Genomic DNA, 15998 nt, shown 5'->3' with positions numbered 1-15998 from the left:
TCATTAATATTATCGATAAATATTGCTGTTGTAGTATCCGAGTAATTGGTGGTTATTCGATAATATCCTATTGACCTAAGTAGAATCTTAGTTTAGATTAAAAACCTGACTATATAGTCAGGTTTTTAATATCAATACTCAAAATAAATAAAATGCTGTATTTGGTCTTAGTCTCCATTGTCATCAAAATAATAATAAAATCAAAATAACAGGGAATAACATGGATACGAATATACTACGCAGCATTTTGGGGATTTTTGTCCTTTTAGCTATTGCCTATTTCGCCTCGTCAGATAGAAAGAACATTAATTGGCGAACGATTATTGGTGCACTAGTGTTACAAATATCTCTGGGTGCTTTTGTGTTATATATCCCCGCAGGTAAAGATATCTTGTTGAGTGTTGCTAGCGGTGTATCTAATGTTATTGGCTATGCCAATGACGGTATTAGCTTTATATTTGGCGAACAAATAGGTGAAAAAAGCTTAGGCTTTATGTTCGCTTTCCATGTCTTACCCGTCATCGTCTTTTTCTCGGCGTTGATTGCCGTGCTTTATTATATTGGTGTAATGGAGTTGGTAATTAAGTTTATTGGTGGTGGTTTGCAAAAACTTCTTAAAACCAGTCAAGCTGAATCTATGTCAGCGACCGCAAATATTTTTGTTGGTCAAACCGAAGCGCCTTTAGTGATAAAACCTTTTTTGCCTAAGATGACCCGCTCTGAACTTTTTGCGGTAATGGTGGGTGGCTTAGCATCGGTAGCAGGCTCGGTAGTCGCCGGTTACGCTGGTATTGGTATTGATTTAAAATACCTCATCGCTGCTAGCTTTATGGCTGCCCCTGGCGGCTTGCTTATGGCAAAAATGTTAGTGCCTGAAACTGAACAGCCGAACGACAATTTAGACGATATGAAAAGCGATGTTAAAGAGGCCGTTAATGTTATTGATGCAGCCGCCACCGGAGCATCTAATGGCATGATGCTCGCGCTAAATGTTGGTGCTATGTTATTAGCATTTGTTGCTCTACTGGCGATGGTAAACGGTTTGCTAGGTGGCTTTGGAGAATGGTTCGGCCTACAAAACCTAAGCTTACAACTGATTTTAGGTTATATTTTTCAACCGGTCGCTTATCTTATTGGGATCCCTTGGCATGAAGCAAACATGGCTGGGAGTTTCCTTGGTCAAAAAATTATCATCAATGAATTCGTCGCCTATCTAGATTTTATTACTGTTGCTGATCAATTAAGTGCCAGAACCCAAGCCATTATCACCTTTGCACTTTGTGGTTTTGCTAACTTATCTTCCGTGGCTATTTTATTGGGCGGCATGGGTAACATGGCACCTTCTCGTCGCCCCGATATTGCTAAGCTTGGCATGAAAGCGGTTCTCGCTGGGGCTATGGCTAACCTGATGAGCGCAACTATTGCGGGAATTTTTATCTAATTTACCTCATTAATTTAAACGAATAAACAAACGAATAAACAGAAACTTTTTAACAGGAATTATTATGCAAGCACAACTATCTCAACTAGAACAATTAAAAACCATGACAACTGTCGTTGCTGATACGGGGGATATTGAAGCCATAGCAAAATTTTCACCAATGGATGCGACGACTAATCCTTCATTATTATTAAAAGCTGCTGCTATACCTGCTTATCAAAACTTACTGACAGAAGCTGTTAATTGGGCAAAAAGTCAGACTAAAGACAAGGCCATTGAAGTCAGTCTTGCGGCTGATAAATTATCAGTATTAATTGGCTTAGAAATTTTAGCGATTGTACCCGGTCGTATTTCTACTGAAGTTGATGCACGTTTATCTTTTGATAAAGAAGCAAGTATTGTTAAGGCTCGTCAACTTATCGCTATGTATCAAGAAGCCGGTGTTGGTAAAGAACGTATTTTGATAAAAATGGCGTCAACTTGGGAAGGTATTCAAGCGGCTAAACAACTTGAGCAAGAGGGGATTCAATGTAATTTAACCTTGTTATTTAGTTTTGCTCAAGCAAAAGCTTGTGCTGAAGCACAAGTGTATTTAATTTCACCCTTTGTTGGTCGAATTCTTGATTGGCACAAAAAAGATACTGGTCGTGATAGCTATTTAGCCAATGAAGATCCTGGGGTGATTTCTGTTACAGAAATTTTTAATTATTACAAACAGCATGACTACAATACTGTGGTGATGGGCGCAAGTTTTCGTAATATCGATGAAGTTATCGCCCTTGCTGGCTGTGACAGATTAACGATCAGTCCACCATTAATGAGTGAATTATCAGATAATTATCAAGGTATAACGCAGCAATTAATGCCTGCAACTCGTGTTCAAGATAAACCCGTAGCATTAACTGAAGCTGAGTTTCGCTGGGAAATGAATCAAGATGCGATGGCAACAGAAAAACTAGCAGAAGGTATTCGTAACTTTGCCATTGACCAGTGCAAGCTCGAAGTACAACTAAGCCAATTATTTTAAGATAACTTTAGGAAACCCTTCATGCTAATGGATACTTTTAACGACACTTTAGGACAACACTCATGTTAATGGATACTTTTAACGATAAGTGGCGAGAACTTCAACAACACTTGCTTGAGATAAAAAGTAGCCATTTGCGTGACTTGTTTGCCAGTGATCCACTACGAGCAGAAAATTTATCGGTTAGTGCTTGTCGCTTAAATTTAGATTATTCAAAAAATCGTATTACTGAGAAAACGCGCGCTTTGTTAATCGAGTTAGCCGAATCAGCGCAATTAGCTGAAAAAAGAGAGGCGATGTTCGCTGGTGCGCCGATTAATAATACTGAGAACAGATCGGTATTACACACAGCTTTGCGACAACAAGACAGTACACCTGTACTTGTTGACGGTGTTGATATTATACCTCAAATCAAAGCGGTGCGCCTTAAGGTAGAAGCAGTCGTTAACCAAGTGCGTGACAAGAGATGGTTAGGTTATAGTGGTAAATCTATTACTGATGTCTTAAATCTAGGTATTGGTGGCTCTTTCTTAGGGCCTAAAATAGTGACTACTGCATTAAAACCTTATGTTGAAGGTGGGCCTAAACAGCATTTTGTGGCCAATATAGATGGAAATCATCTACATGATGTTTTAACTCATTTAAACCCTGAAACAACCTTGGTGTTGATCGCATCAAAGTCTTTTAATACTCAGGAAACTCTGACGAATGCCGAGTCTACTCGCCAATGGTTTTATGACTATGGTGTTACGTTTGAGCAGCTAAACCGACACTTTATTGCCATATCATCCAATGTAACTAAAGCGGTCGAATTTGGTATTAATGGTGACAATGTTTTTCCGATGTGGGATTGGGTTGGGGGACGATATTCATTATGGTCAGCTATTGGCATGCCTATTGCGATGGCAATAGGTAATCAAGGATTTACTGAATTACTAAAAGGTGCTGCCGATCTTGATAAGCATTTTAAAGAGGCACCGCTTGAGCAAAACTTACCGGTACTCATGGGGATGTTAGGGGTGTGGAACCATAACTTTTTTGGTTGTCAAACTCATGCTTTATTACCATACAGTCATTATTTACGTGGTTTTCCTGCGTATGTACAACAGATGGACATGGAGTCTAACGGTAAAAGCTGCCAGCTTAATAATGAAATTGTCAGCAGTACTACCGGTCCGGTTATTTGGGGCGCAGAAGGCACGAATGGTCAACATGCTTTTCATCAGTTATTACATCAAGGTACGTCAGTAGTACCGGTTGATTTTATTCAGCCATTAGTTGCTGAACATAATATGAACGGTCACCAAGATATGCTCGTTGCCAATTGTTTTGCACAAAGTAAAACGCTAATGCAAGGTAAAACACATCAACAAGCCTATGATGAACTTGTCGCTTCAGGTATGGAAGAAGCATTAGCCAAAGTGATTGCCAAACATAAAGAAATGCCAGGGAATCGACCATCGAATACCTTGACCTTTGACCGATTAACACCATACCAACTTGGGACGCTAATTGCTTTATATGAGCATAAAGTCTTTGTTCAAGGGGTTATTTGGAACTTAAATTCCTTCGACCAATGGGGGGTCGAGCTTGGGAAAATATTAGGTGATGATATATTATCTCGCATTGGACAGCCTAATAATACTGAACTTTCAGACAGTTCGACAGAATTACTCCTTGCGCAATACCGAGATGCTAATAAATCATTGATGTAACATTAGGCCTTCTTTAAATACTCAATAAAAATCAATGATTAATAACCGAGTAAGACTATGTATCAATAATAGTTTACTCGGTTTTTTTATTTAATCTGTTGATATCAGGCAGTGTTGTTAAATCTGTTGGCAAATTGAAAAGCCAATTTATTGTTAGTAAATACGTTTATCAAGGGACCAACTAGGGTCCTTGAGTTAAGGCTTCAATGATTAAAACTTTAGTTCGTCTAAAAAAGACTGACCATAATCCATTGCGTCTAAGGTAAATAAACTGGCTAAAGTTTGTCCCAAATCGGCAAAACTATTGCGTTGGCCTAAGTTTATCGAATGGATATGATTGTGATAAGCGATAACTGGCACGAATTCACGCGTATGATCATTGCCTGGCCAAGTAGGATCACAACCGTGATCAGCGGTTAATAGCAGTAAGTCATCATCAGCCATTTGATCTAAAAACTCCGCTAAACGCTCATCGAAATATTCTAACGCTTCGCCAAACCCGACAGGGTCACGTCGATGACCAAAGTCTTGATCAAAATTAACTAGATTGGTAAAAATAATACTCTTATCTGCTGCGGTTTTCATATGTGCGAGCGTTGCATCTAATAACGCAGGTAGTCCGGTTGCTTTGGTTTTGATACTAATACCCTGATGCGCAAAAATATCGGCAATTTTACCGACACTTATCACCGTACCATCGGCTTGCGTTAATTTTTCTAATACGGTGGTCGCTGGAGGTAATACTGAATAATCTCTGCGATTACCTGTTCGCTCAAAATCGGCAGGAATCTCACCAATAAAAGGGCGAGCGATCACACGTCCTATATTTAACGGATCGAGTATTACCCGCACTTGTTGACAATATTTATAAAGATTATCTAAGCCAAAGTGTTGTTCATGGGCGGCAACTTGGAAAACACTGTCGCCTGAGGTGTAACAAATAGGTAAACCTGTTTTTATATGTTGTTCGCCTAAATTAGCGATAATATCGGTACCAGAGGCATGGCAATTTCCTAACATATCAGCATAACCTGTGGCTTGGTTTATTTGTGCCATCAGTTCTGCTGAGAAGCTATTTTTCTTATCAGTAAAGTAAGTCCAATCAAATAAAACCGGCACTCCTGCCATTTCCCAGTGACCACTAGGGGTATCCTTACCAGTACTTATTTCAGCAGCGTAACCATAAGCCCCTTTCGTTGGCTTAACGGGTTCAACACAAAGCGTGCGACCTGACGCTTGTTGACAAGCCTTAACTAAGCCCAGTTTACTTAAATGAGGAAGCTTTAAAGGGCGTCCTTTAATTTCTTGAAATTTTTCAGCTAAATTTGCAAAGGTGTTGGCGTTAACATCACCAAAAGCTTCTGCATCAGGGGCATGACCTAAGCCAAAACCGTCAATGACCAAAATAATTGCTCTCGACATAATTGTTCTCATTTTATAAATTTATTTAAAGAAGGGGATAAAAAGTTAAGGCGACTTTACAGTCGCCTTAATAATGGATTCATCTCAGTTGAGTATCAATAATTAGGTAATGAGTTGATGTATCACAGGTTCAACAATAACTGGCGCTACTGAAATTTCAACCGCACTTAAGTATTGTTTAATCGCTTGAGTTGCTTGAGCGTCATCTTTGGCATGAACAATAGCAATGATGTCACCTTCAGCGACTTTCGTGCCTTTTGGCTTAATATCACTAAAGCCGACACTGTAATCTAAGCTTTGATTATGGTCGACACGACCACCACCCATTTCTACTAATGCCATACCTATAGCACGAGTATCCATAATGCCAATGTAACCAGCTTTTGAGGCGACGATGTTTTTAGTCATATTAGCTTTAGGCAGTAAACTTTCACTGTGAGTTAATAAATCAGCTGGGCCACCCATCGCGGTGATCATTTTGCCAAATATTTCAGCGGCTTTACCTGATGTTAATGCCTCTTCGGCCAACGTTGTTGCTTGTTCAATATCACTGGCTATTTTACTGGTTAATAACATTCGAGCAGCAAGGGCTATGGTGACTTCATGCAACCTTGGTTCACGATATTTTCCAGTCAAATAATCTATAGTTTCTTGTATTTCAAGCGCATTACCCACTGTGGTTCCTAGCGGTTGATTCATATCAGTGATTAATGCTTGTGTCGGTGTTCCTGCGCCATTGGCGACCGACACAATTGAATGAGCTAATGCTTGAGCTGATTCAATATCGGCCATCATCGCGCCATTGCCTACTTTTACATCCATGACTAAAGACTCGAGGCCAGCTGCTAATTTTTTTGATAAAATAGAAGCAGTGATCAATGGGATGGATTCTACTGTGCTCGTTACGTCACGAATTGAATAAAGACGTTTGTCGGCTGGTGCTAAATCTTTGGTTTGTGAAATAATTGCTGTGCCTTGCTCTTTAACTGTTGCTTGGAACTCTGCAAGGCTAGGGCGAACATTAAAACCAGGGATGGCCTCTAATTTATCAACCGTACCACCAGTATGACCTAAACCTTGTCCTGCAATCATTGGCACATTAGCCCCACATGCCGCGACTATTGGTGCTAGCATTAAGCTTACTTTATCACCTACACCACCCGTTGAATGTTTATCTACAATGGGTTTGTTTAATTTATTATGCCAATCAACAACCGTACCCGAGTCACGCATAGCCATGGTTAGATGAACAACTTCATCGGTTGTCATGCCATTAAGCCAAATAGCCATAGCCATAGAGCCAACTTGTGCATCGGTGAAATCACCTGTTTTAAGACCGTCAACAAAGCATTGAATTTCATCTACAGTTAAAGCTTGTTTATTACGTTTTTGACGAATGATATTTTGAGGTAAGTGCATAGTGATCCCTTTAGATAATAATTGAGTTGAAAAGCATTAGGTAACAATTATGTAAACGTCCATGCTTTTTAATTTGTTAATTTGTTAATTGGTTGCTAATAGCATAGCTATGTATTGCTTTTATTTAGTATTATAGTTGAGCCATAACTAGCTGTTTAATACATTTAATAGCCATATATTGTGTTTTCCTGACTCATGTGTCAAGATCTAATCGTGTTTTTCTGACCAATTGGTCAGATTATTATACTATGCCCGTTGTTTTACTAAAAGAGTATTGTCATGTCCCTGTTAGAAGCCTTTGGTTATGTTGCAAGTGTGCTAATTGCCTTATCGTTAATGATGTCTAATATCAAACGATTGCGTTGGATAAATTTATTTGGTGCTGCTGCCTTTAGCGTTTACGGGTACTTTATTGATGCCTACCCTGTTTTTATTTTAAACGGTTGGATAGCTTTGGTTGATGTATACTATTTAATTCGTATTTATCAAGAAAAAGATCAATTTGATTTAATTAAATTAAAATCAGTGGAATCATCTTTTTTCAACTTGTTAAAGGAACGTTACGGTAAAGATATCATTGGCTTATGTAAAAACTTTCAGTGGCAGCAACTTGATGATGCCGTGGTATTGTTATTGTTTAGGAACATGAAACCCGTAGGATTATTTGCTTATCGGGAGTTAGATGAGGACGGTAAGGTTGAAGTGCTACTCGACTATATCATTCCCGAAGACCGAGATTTTAAAGCAGCCAAATTTATGTTCTCTGCTGAACAAAATCAACTAAGACAAGAAGGTATTAAACATTTAATCGTCGAGCCATCAGATGATGCTCATGAACTTTACTTGAGACGGGTTGGCTTTACCAAAAAGGCTGATCATTACGAATTATTAATCAATTGAGTGTACTGAAGACTGCAAGCAGATAAATACCGGGTTTAAAAGGGCAAGCTATAAAATCCCGCCATCACCTTAAATGAAGTGGCGGGGTGTTCGCTATTAGCGCGTTAGTTCTTTTTTGAATCTTCTAAATCTTTAATCTGCACGGCTATTTTTTCTGCTTCAGCAGTGATCATCGAATATGACTTTATATCTCCATTTCTTTGCGAAAACATCGCTTGTTCAAGCTTAGCTTCATAGAGTTTATTTAATTTTTTTATCGGGTCTTTTTTAAATATTCCAAACATTTTATTTACCATTGAGTTGGTTACTGTTAGTTATACGTATACAAATCGATTTTAGTTTTTATTATTTACATTTTAATTAAAAACTTATTGTATCGTGCTACGTGTTGCAAAAATTTATTCTCATTATAAGAGGGAAAAATGGAAAAAAATAAATTCAGCTCAGAATGGTCCTTACTCCAAAATCAGTTTGACAGCTATGAGAAACATTCGCTTTATATAAAACTTATTGCCGTAATCGTTTTACTAATAGCCATTATATCGAATGTAATCACGATTCCTATCTTTTTAATCTTAGTCGTTTTATGGCTTCAAGATGCTGTTTGGAAGACATTTCAATCACGTATTGAGACACGGCTTTTACAGCTGGAAAAATATATTTCAGCCGACAGTAGTGAAAATGTATGTCAATTTAACTCTGAATATCATAAAGTTAGCTTATCAGGTCTTGCCTTAATTAAAGAATATGCCTGTCAATCAATTAGGCCTACTGTTGCATTTCCTCATGTAGTATTGATATTCATCTTATGGGTTCAGCATGTGTTGTAGTGAGTTAGCTTATATTGATAAATCACTTATGACTTTAGATAACTATTGTTTTATTCGCGCTAATATCGCGTTATTTTTTGGATAATTATTATGAACTTAGACAAATCGACTAAACGTATTGATAAAAGAGTTAAGAAAGGATTTCAAGGCTACCCACAAATTTCATTAGCTTATTTTGGTCAGTCAGCTGATTGTGCTACTGAAGTTGTGGTTGGTTTTATTGCCGCTGAAGGTGATGCTCCACAAGAGCAAAAATTTACCAGTAAAGGTGATGCGAGAAAAGATGAAACTATTCAAACAACACTATTAAAAGTTATTGAACGTGCTGATGCAAAAACAGTGGTAGAAGTTGCGGGTGTTACCCTTATTAAATAATATTGCTGGCTAATGACTGTCTGTTAATAGTTCAGTTAATAGGTCAGTGAATATTGAGTTTAAAAATTAAAGATGACCATAATTTATAGATTTTCTGACGACTATATAAAGCAAGTTCACCAGCTTTATAAAAGTGTATGGTGGGGTAAAGAACGCTCACTCGAAGATACTCAAAATTGTATTCGTGGTTCTCAAATTTGTATCGGCATTCTCGATGTAGACAATAAGCTCATTGGTTTTACGCGAATTATCAGCGACTTTATCTACAAAGCAATCATCTTTGATGTGATTGTAAGCGCCTCTCATCGCGGTAATGGTATCGGTCAGCAATTGATGAGCCTGGTTAAAAACCATGATGAATTAGTCAAAGTAAAACATTTTGAATTATATTGCTTACCTGAACTGGAGAGCTTTTATAAAAATCTTGGTTTTTCAACGGATGTCGGTGGTATAAAATTAATGCGCTGCAGCAACCGTTAATTTTTATATAAAAGCCTAGCTATGCTTTAGTTGAACTTCGGGCAATGCTATTAAGCTATTATTTCTAAAAAAGATCGACTTAGCCTGTTGATTTATTATTACAGATAGGATTTAATCCACATGTCGGTTATTAGAATAAATACTCAAATTGTATGTTTTTAATAATCAACCAGAAGAGGAGCAGTAGCTAGGTAGATAACACGAAGAACCACCATTCTTTTGACTGTTATTGAGGGAGACTATTGCCGAGAGTAATTAGCGAGTGGCGTTATTTATTCGGTTACTAGGGCTGAATCCCTAGGATTGTCACCTCTAGTTAGTATATTAAGTGCTAATTAGATTATGGTGGAGAGCTTCTGGCTGAAAAGTTTAGTTTATCTTACCAAGAACACTTCTTAATTCAGCCATGCTCTTCCTTGAAGTTTATAAAGTTACCCTATAATTATTACTGGGAGCTTAATTAGGGAGACCTTAGATGTCATTATTACCTTTTACTGTTGCAAAATTTGGCGGCACAAGTCTAGCTGATCATCAAGCGATGTTACGATGCGCTCAGATCATTAAAAACGATGCAAGTAACAAAGTTGTTGTCGTATCTGCAAGTTCAGGCGTTACTAATTTACTGGTTCGTTTAAGTCAAAAAGATGTATCTCAGCATGAACAATTAACAATCATTAGCAGTATTCGTGCTATCCAATTTAATATTACCCAACATTTAGCTGAAGAAACACAGCTAAACTTTCAAATTGATCAACTGTTAAATGAGTTAAGCGAGTTCTCTAACGCGCAATCACTTAATTATTGCCCACGCATAGCCGATGCAATTTTGTCATTTGGTGAACAAATGAGTTCATATATCTTTGCACAAGTCCTTAAATCTGTTGGTGTTAATGGCGAAATGTTTGATGTTCGCCAAGTCATGAAAACCAACGCATTATACGGTAAAGCCGTTGTTAACCTTGAGATGCTCGCTAAGAACGCACAGCAATTTCTTATGCCTTTGCTGGTTGATAAAGTTATCGTTACCCAAGGTTTCATTGGTCAAGACGAGGACGGTCATACGACAACCCTAGGCCGTGGCGGATCTGATTACAGTGCCGCACTTTTAGCCGAAGCGTTACATGCCGATAATCTTTCTATTTGGACTGATGTTGTCGGTATTTTTACCACAGACCCACGTATTACCGAGCATGCCCGTGCTATTAAAGAAATCAGTTTTGGCGAAGCGGCTGAAATGGCGACCTTTGGCGCAAAAATTCTTCATCCGGCAACACTCATTCCTGCGATGAGAAAGAATATTCCGGTTTTTGTTGGTTCAAGTAAGGAACCAGAGAAGGGGGGTACACGCATTCAACAGTTTGTTGAATCGAGCCCAATATACCGCTCAATAGCCTTACGTAGAGAGCAAACATTAGTAACGGTAAAGAGTCCTGCTATGCTACATGCTAGTGGTTTTCTTGCACAAGTCTTTGGTATTTTAGCCAAACATGAACTGAGTGTTGATTTAATTACCACCAGTGAAATCAGTATTGCGCTAACCTTTGATAATCCAACGGGTTCGACGCAAGCGCTTTTAAATTCAACCGTTGTTGAAGAATTAGAACAGCTTTGTGAAGTGACCGTAGAGCACGGTTTATCGTTAATAGCGGTTATAGGAAATAAAATGCATCGCAGTAATGGCGTTGGTACCAGTATTTTTGAAACTATCTCAGGGATAAACGTGCGGATGATTTGTCATGGCGCCAGTGAACATAACTTATGTTTCTTAGTCGACGAGAAACAAGCAAATGAAACCGTTGAAAAGCTACACAATGCCTTATTTTCATAAGCTTTAAGCGTATTATTTCTTTGGTCAGTACAGAAAAAAGATAAAACACCTTGCCGTGTTTTATCTTTTATTTATCAAGATTCGTAACTTAACGGATCGGTAACATTATTATCACTGAAAGCTTCTAAACGCTCTTGGCAGGCACCACATTTTCCACAGGCTTTTTCACGGCCGTTATAACACGTCCAAGTATTATCATAGCTTAAGCCCATTTTTAATCCATCGGTTAAAATATCACTTTTAGTAACCGTTAAATAAGGGCTAAATATTTCTACTGACTCGTAGTTAGCTATTTTACACACCTCATTCATTTTCATTACAAATTCGGGACGACAATCAGGATATATTGCATGGTCTCCTGAATGTGCGCCGTAATAAACTTGGCTAGCCCCCACTGAAACGGCATAACCGACCGCAAGTGATAACAAAATCATGTTACGGTTAGGTACAACCGTTGATTTCATACTTTCAGCTTCGTAATGACCTTCAGGAATATCAATATTGTCGGTTAATGAAGAACCAGCAAGTAATTGATTAATAGATGATATATCGATAATTTTATGGTTTACATCAAGTGATTGACAAACCGTACTGGCAAATTCAATTTCTTTGACATGACGCTGTCCGTAATCAAAGGTTAATGCGAACACTTCTTTGCCATCATGCAAGGCGCGATTAAGAACAGTGAATGAGTCCATGCCACCAGAATAAATAACAACAACTTTGTTTGTCATTTCTAAAGTCTCTTAGGGTATAATTAATATCGCGCATTTTACTTCAATTTACACCAGCAATAAACAGGCAAAAACCCCGATGACCGTAAAATACAAAATTAATGAATTATTTGAAACTATTCAAGGAGAGGGCGCTTTTACCGGTCAACCTTCAATTTTTATCCGTTTACAAGGTTGCCCCGTTGCTTGCTCGTGGTGTGATACTAAGCATACTTGGGCAATAAACCTTGAAGATGAAGTAACACCGAATGCTATGTTAACAAAAGAAGCTGAATCTCAAACGTGGTCAGCGCTTACGGTTAAAGATATTTTAGCGATGATAACGGCAGAAGGTTATCAAGCCAAACACATTGTTATCACAGGTGGTGAGCCAGCGATGGTTGATTTACTCCCTCTGTGCCAAGCACTTGAAACCAATGGTTTTAGTTGTCAATTAGAAACATCGGGTACTTTTGAAATACAGGTGACGGATAAGTGCTGGGTGACTGTTTCACCCAAAGTAAACATGAAGGGTGGCTACAAAATATTAAACTCAGCGATGTTACGTGCCAATGAAATTAAACATCCAGTGGCGACTGAGCAGCATATAGACGACTTAAAAGCGTTATTAGCCGAACATAATATTGTTAACACCCAAGTTTATTTGCAACCGATCAGCCAAAAAGAACGGGCAACAGCGTTAGCAATAAAAAGCTGTATTGAAAATAATTGGCGTTTATCCGTTCAAGTACATAAATATTTAGGTATAGAGTAAATAATTACTTTACCTGCAATGGCAAGGTAATCGACACCGTGACACCTTGCGGATTATGATGATTACTTGCCACGATATGCCCCTGATGAAATTCACAAATCAAACGGGCAATATATAAGCCTAATCCCAAATGAGGGGTCTTATCTTCTTTCATTTGCGGTGTTTCACGCATTGAAACCATAGAATCAAAAAGTCGCTCTTCCATCGTGTCGGGTAATAACGTGCCGTTATTGCTAACGTGAATGATGATGTCTTTATTTTTCAACGCTGTAGTTATGAAAAGTTTACTATCTTCACTAAACTCTACGGCATTAGTGACAACCTTATCTAATAATTGCGCTATATGCTCAGGCGATCCCGCCAACATTACTTTTTTATCTGAGGCCAAATACTCAATAGTAAAGTTAGGGTATATCTGCTGATATCCTTGTACACAACCATTAAGCACATCAAAGAGATTAAAACTGACCTTGTCAGTTTGATTGAGCATTTGTTCAAGACGAGTCGCTTCACTCATATTGGTTAATATATTGTTTAAGCGATTAATACCACTTTGGGCACGGTCAATGTAAGCGGAACTTTTCTCAGGCAAGGCTTGTAAAGACAAATTTTCTAAGGATGTTCTAACAATCGCTATCGGGGTGCGGAGTTCATGTGAGAGTCGAGACGACATATTTTCTAAATAATGATTGTACTGGCTTAAACGATTTACTGCCGTAGAAAAACTGCGAGAGAGGTCGCCAATTTCATCATTGGCTGTTGATACTTGCATACTCTCGGCTATCTCGTTATTGATTCGACCGTGTTCATCAATAGCAATTTCTGCCTGATTACGCAGTTGGCGAATGCGATTTGAAATACGTGACGCAAAAAAGAAAAAAGCGAAAGCACCCAATAACATAATCGCTAAAATTGACGTAAACAATTTCTCTAAGGCTTTATTTCGTACACTGAGAATGCCATTGGTTGTTTCTTCAACAATGACCGCACCGTTGACCTTATCGCTGATATAGATAGGGTATGCAGCTGATATGATAACCGCTTTTTTATCTGTGGTTAATCGCCATTGAGATTTTGGCATACCCGCAAGTGCGGCTTCAATATGTTCACCCGTTAGGTTTTGCGTGTCGTAAAGACGGTCAATAAAATCATCTTGAGGTTTGTTGAGCAAATGTTGAAATAACGGTTGTAAGTATTTTTGTGTCCAAGCATACCAAGAGCCATCGTTATCAGAGTTATTGATGTTTTTTTGCCATAAGCCACTGGCTTTTTTTATGTCGCCACTTTTTGCTAGTACGCGATGATGTTGATCAACCACCCAAATACGTGACTGTGTGTAACTCATGCCCTTTACTATGCGTTCAATTTCAGGTGACGGCACCAAAATGGTACCTAAGGTTGCTGCGCTACTTGGATCTGCACTGCCTATTATTGTTGTGGCTGCACTCAATGGCGTATCAACATCATGAATGGCAAAGGCTAAGCGGTCACTGATTTTAGTTAAAGGGATGCGCAGTTCAATATTATAACCTTGCTCGGTATCGCGCCATTGGCCCTGAATGAAGCTAACGGGCCTTGGAAATTGAAGCCGTTCATTACTTTCAAGGTCATTAATGCGATAGGCAGCAAGCCACCCCTGATTTTTATTACTGACGATAAAACGTTGGAAATTGCCATTAATATCGTTGAATGATAATTCCAGATGATCATTTTTGTTGATGGCTCGAGCATTTTCATCACGATAAATAACCGTATCGTCGATCACCTGAATAAAAAAGTATAAGTATTTATCATATTTTCCAACAGCGGCACTGAAATGATTAGTGAGCTTATCAACGCTTAATTGCTGACCAAGCTGGTTATTAACCCCATAGTAGTGGGACTTTTCTTGAAAACTTGGCCAGTCGTTGGGTAAACCGTCGAGATTTATCGCTTGAGATAATTGATAACCGTAAAGGTCTTTACCTTTTTCAACGTCGGGTAAAAAACTGGCTTGGTTATTAAAAAGGTTAGGGCGTTCATGCAACGAAGTCGCGAGGGCTCTTGCTGTTCCTATGATTGTTTGTTCTTGACCAAAGCGTAAATACTTTTCCATTTCCCATACGTATTGATAACCAAACCAGGGAATGGCAAAGAGAAAACTAGACAGGAGTAGAAGCTTAGTTCGTAAGCCGAAACGAAAATTGAGCTTATTTTTCATCTTTGTTCCAACGATAGCCCATGCCATAAACTGTTTCTATGCAGTTAAAGTCTTTATCTATTTGGTTAAATTTTTTACGAATGCGTTTTACATGGGAAGTAATGGTACTGTCATCGACATAGATGTTGGAGTCTTTCATCAGTTGTTGACGGTTCTTAACATGTCCGGGGTTTTTAGCTAAGGCAAAGACCATCCAAAATTCGGTGATCGTTAAATCAACACTTTGTTGCTGCCAAACAATGCTCATTCGTTGATTGTCGATAGTTAGTGGCCCTAATGTGAGTAAACTACTTTCAGCAGTTGGCTGTTTTAGTGCTTCTTGGCGACGAAAGAGGGCTGCAATGCGCGCTGATAAATGTGGCAGGCTAATATCTTTAGTTAAATAATCGTCAGCGCCAATACGCAATCCTGACACCGTATCAACATCATTATCACGCGCAGTTAAAAAAATAATAGGCAAGGTCGTTGATATATTCCTAAGCCATTGGCATAGGGTAAAACCGCCGTCATATTCTTGCTCTAAGCCAATATCTAATATCACAAGGTGAGGCAAACTTATTGCAAAGGCCTTACAGGCGTTTTCTCTATTAGCAAAGGTCTGCACTTGATAACCTTGAACGCGCAGCACATCCGCATAGTTTTCTCTTATAGCGGCTTCATCTTCGACTATGGCAATTCGTTTTAACACTCTATACGACTCTATTGGTTAACTTATTTTAAGGCACTATATAAGAGTTTTTTTATAAATGCGCGCAATTGTTGTAATTGCCACATTGTTGCCACATTTGCTCATTACTTTGCCTTTTTTGTGTCGTTTCAAAGCCTATTTTTCTTGTTTTAATTACCTCGTCAACAAAAAACACCTTAATCATT

15 protein-coding genes and 1 riboswitch are annotated in these 15998 nt (G+C 38.5%); of the genes, 9 read left to right on the top strand and 6 right to left on the bottom strand.

Annotated features, from left to right (window positions below):
- Positions 1–220: 220 nt before the first annotated feature.
- From H4J70_RS07735 to pgi, 3 genes are all read left to right on the top strand, one after another.
- Complete coding sequence (locus H4J70_RS07735; protein WP_070376818.1) at positions 221–1441, top strand: NupC/NupG family nucleoside CNT transporter; 1221 nt, start codon at positions 221–223, stop codon at positions 1439–1441.
- Between the two features lie 64 nt (positions 1442–1505).
- Positions 1506–2468 (top strand): transaldolase, encoded by a 963-nt coding sequence (gene tal, locus H4J70_RS07730; protein WP_070376819.1) that lies wholly within the window; start codon positions 1506–1508, stop codon positions 2466–2468.
- Positions 2469–2530: 62 nt separating this feature from the next.
- Positions 2531–4183, top strand: a complete 1653-nt coding sequence (pgi, locus tag H4J70_RS07725) for a glucose-6-phosphate isomerase (protein ID WP_182217389.1) — start codon at positions 2531–2533, stop codon at positions 4181–4183.
- 210 nt (positions 4184–4393) lie between these two features.
- On the opposite strand, the gene H4J70_RS07720 is transcribed toward pgi, so the two are convergent.
- Positions 4394–5605 (bottom strand): phosphopentomutase, encoded by a 1212-nt coding sequence (locus H4J70_RS07720; protein WP_182217390.1) that lies wholly within the window; start codon positions 5603–5605, stop codon positions 4394–4396.
- A gap of 102 nt (positions 5606–5707) precedes the next feature.
- Entirely contained in the window at positions 5708–7024 is a 1317-nt protein-coding gene (gene deoA, locus H4J70_RS07715; protein WP_182250842.1) for a thymidine phosphorylase, read from the bottom strand.
- A 279-nt stretch (positions 7025–7303) separates the two neighbouring features.
- Between deoA and H4J70_RS07710 the strand changes: the two genes are divergently transcribed.
- Entirely contained in the window at positions 7304–7924 is a 621-nt protein-coding gene (locus H4J70_RS07710; RefSeq protein WP_070376823.1) for a hypothetical protein, read from the top strand.
- A gap of 104 nt (positions 7925–8028) precedes the next feature.
- Here H4J70_RS07710 and H4J70_RS07705 read toward each other — a convergent pair whose 3' ends face one another.
- Positions 8029–8208 (bottom strand): DUF6435 family protein, encoded by a 180-nt coding sequence (locus H4J70_RS07705; protein ID WP_182172347.1) that lies wholly within the window; start codon positions 8206–8208, stop codon positions 8029–8031.
- A gap of 138 nt (positions 8209–8346) precedes the next feature.
- Here H4J70_RS07705 and H4J70_RS07700 point away from each other — a divergent pair, with 138 nt between their 5' ends.
- The 4 genes from H4J70_RS07700 (at position 8347) to lysC (ending at position 11437) form a co-directional block, all read left to right on the top strand.
- Positions 8347–8754, top strand: a complete 408-nt coding sequence (locus tag H4J70_RS07700) for a hypothetical protein (protein WP_182222408.1) — start codon at positions 8347–8349, stop codon at positions 8752–8754.
- Between the two features lie 90 nt (positions 8755–8844).
- Positions 8845–9129: a hypothetical protein gene (locus H4J70_RS07695; protein WP_070376826.1), complete on the top strand. Its 285-nt coding sequence runs from the start codon at positions 8845–8847 to the stop codon at positions 9127–9129.
- Positions 9130–9201: 72 nt separating this feature from the next.
- Positions 9202–9609, top strand: a complete 408-nt coding sequence (locus H4J70_RS07690) for a GNAT family N-acetyltransferase (protein WP_182250841.1) — start codon at positions 9202–9204, stop codon at positions 9607–9609.
- Between the two features lie 165 nt (positions 9610–9774).
- A riboswitch (Lysine riboswitch) is annotated at positions 9775–9973 on the top strand.
- Between the two features lie 111 nt (positions 9974–10084).
- Positions 10085–11437, top strand: coding sequence for a lysine-sensitive aspartokinase 3 (lysC, locus tag H4J70_RS07685; RefSeq protein ID WP_182250840.1), 1353 nt, complete (start codon positions 10085–10087; stop codon positions 11435–11437).
- A gap of 74 nt (positions 11438–11511) precedes the next feature.
- On the opposite strand, the gene queC is transcribed toward lysC, so the two are convergent.
- The gene (queC, locus tag H4J70_RS07680; RefSeq protein WP_070376829.1) at positions 11512–12171 is read right to left on the bottom strand and encodes a 7-cyano-7-deazaguanine synthase QueC; all 660 of its coding nucleotides are present in this window, start codon (positions 12169–12171) and stop codon (positions 11512–11514) included.
- A 79-nt stretch (positions 12172–12250) separates the two neighbouring features.
- Between queC and queE the strand changes: the two genes are divergently transcribed.
- The gene (gene queE, locus H4J70_RS07675; protein ID WP_182172356.1) at positions 12251–12925 is read left to right on the top strand and encodes a 7-carboxy-7-deazaguanine synthase QueE; all 675 of its coding nucleotides are present in this window, start codon (positions 12251–12253) and stop codon (positions 12923–12925) included.
- Positions 12926–12929: 4 nt separating this feature from the next.
- Here queE and pdsS read toward each other — a convergent pair whose 3' ends face one another.
- Both pdsS and pdsR read right to left on the bottom strand, forming a co-directional pair.
- Positions 12930–15125, bottom strand: coding sequence for a proteobacterial dedicated sortase system histidine kinase (gene pdsS / locus H4J70_RS07670; protein ID WP_182250839.1), 2196 nt, complete (start codon positions 15123–15125; stop codon positions 12930–12932).
- Positions 15115–15813 (bottom strand): proteobacterial dedicated sortase system response regulator, encoded by a 699-nt coding sequence (gene pdsR / locus H4J70_RS07665; RefSeq protein WP_182217405.1) that lies wholly within the window; start codon positions 15811–15813, stop codon positions 15115–15117. The genes pdsS and pdsR overlap by 11 nt, the downstream gene beginning before the upstream one ends.
- Between the last annotated feature and the right edge of the window lie 185 nt (positions 15814–15998).

Origin of the sequence: Colwellia sp. BRX8-9 (assembly GCF_014077245.1) — a bacterium.
Classification (GTDB): Bacteria; Pseudomonadota; Gammaproteobacteria; order Enterobacterales; family Alteromonadaceae; genus Colwellia_A.
The sequence above is the reverse complement of the archived record's forward strand: the minus strand, read 5'-3'. Positions and strand labels throughout refer to the sequence as shown.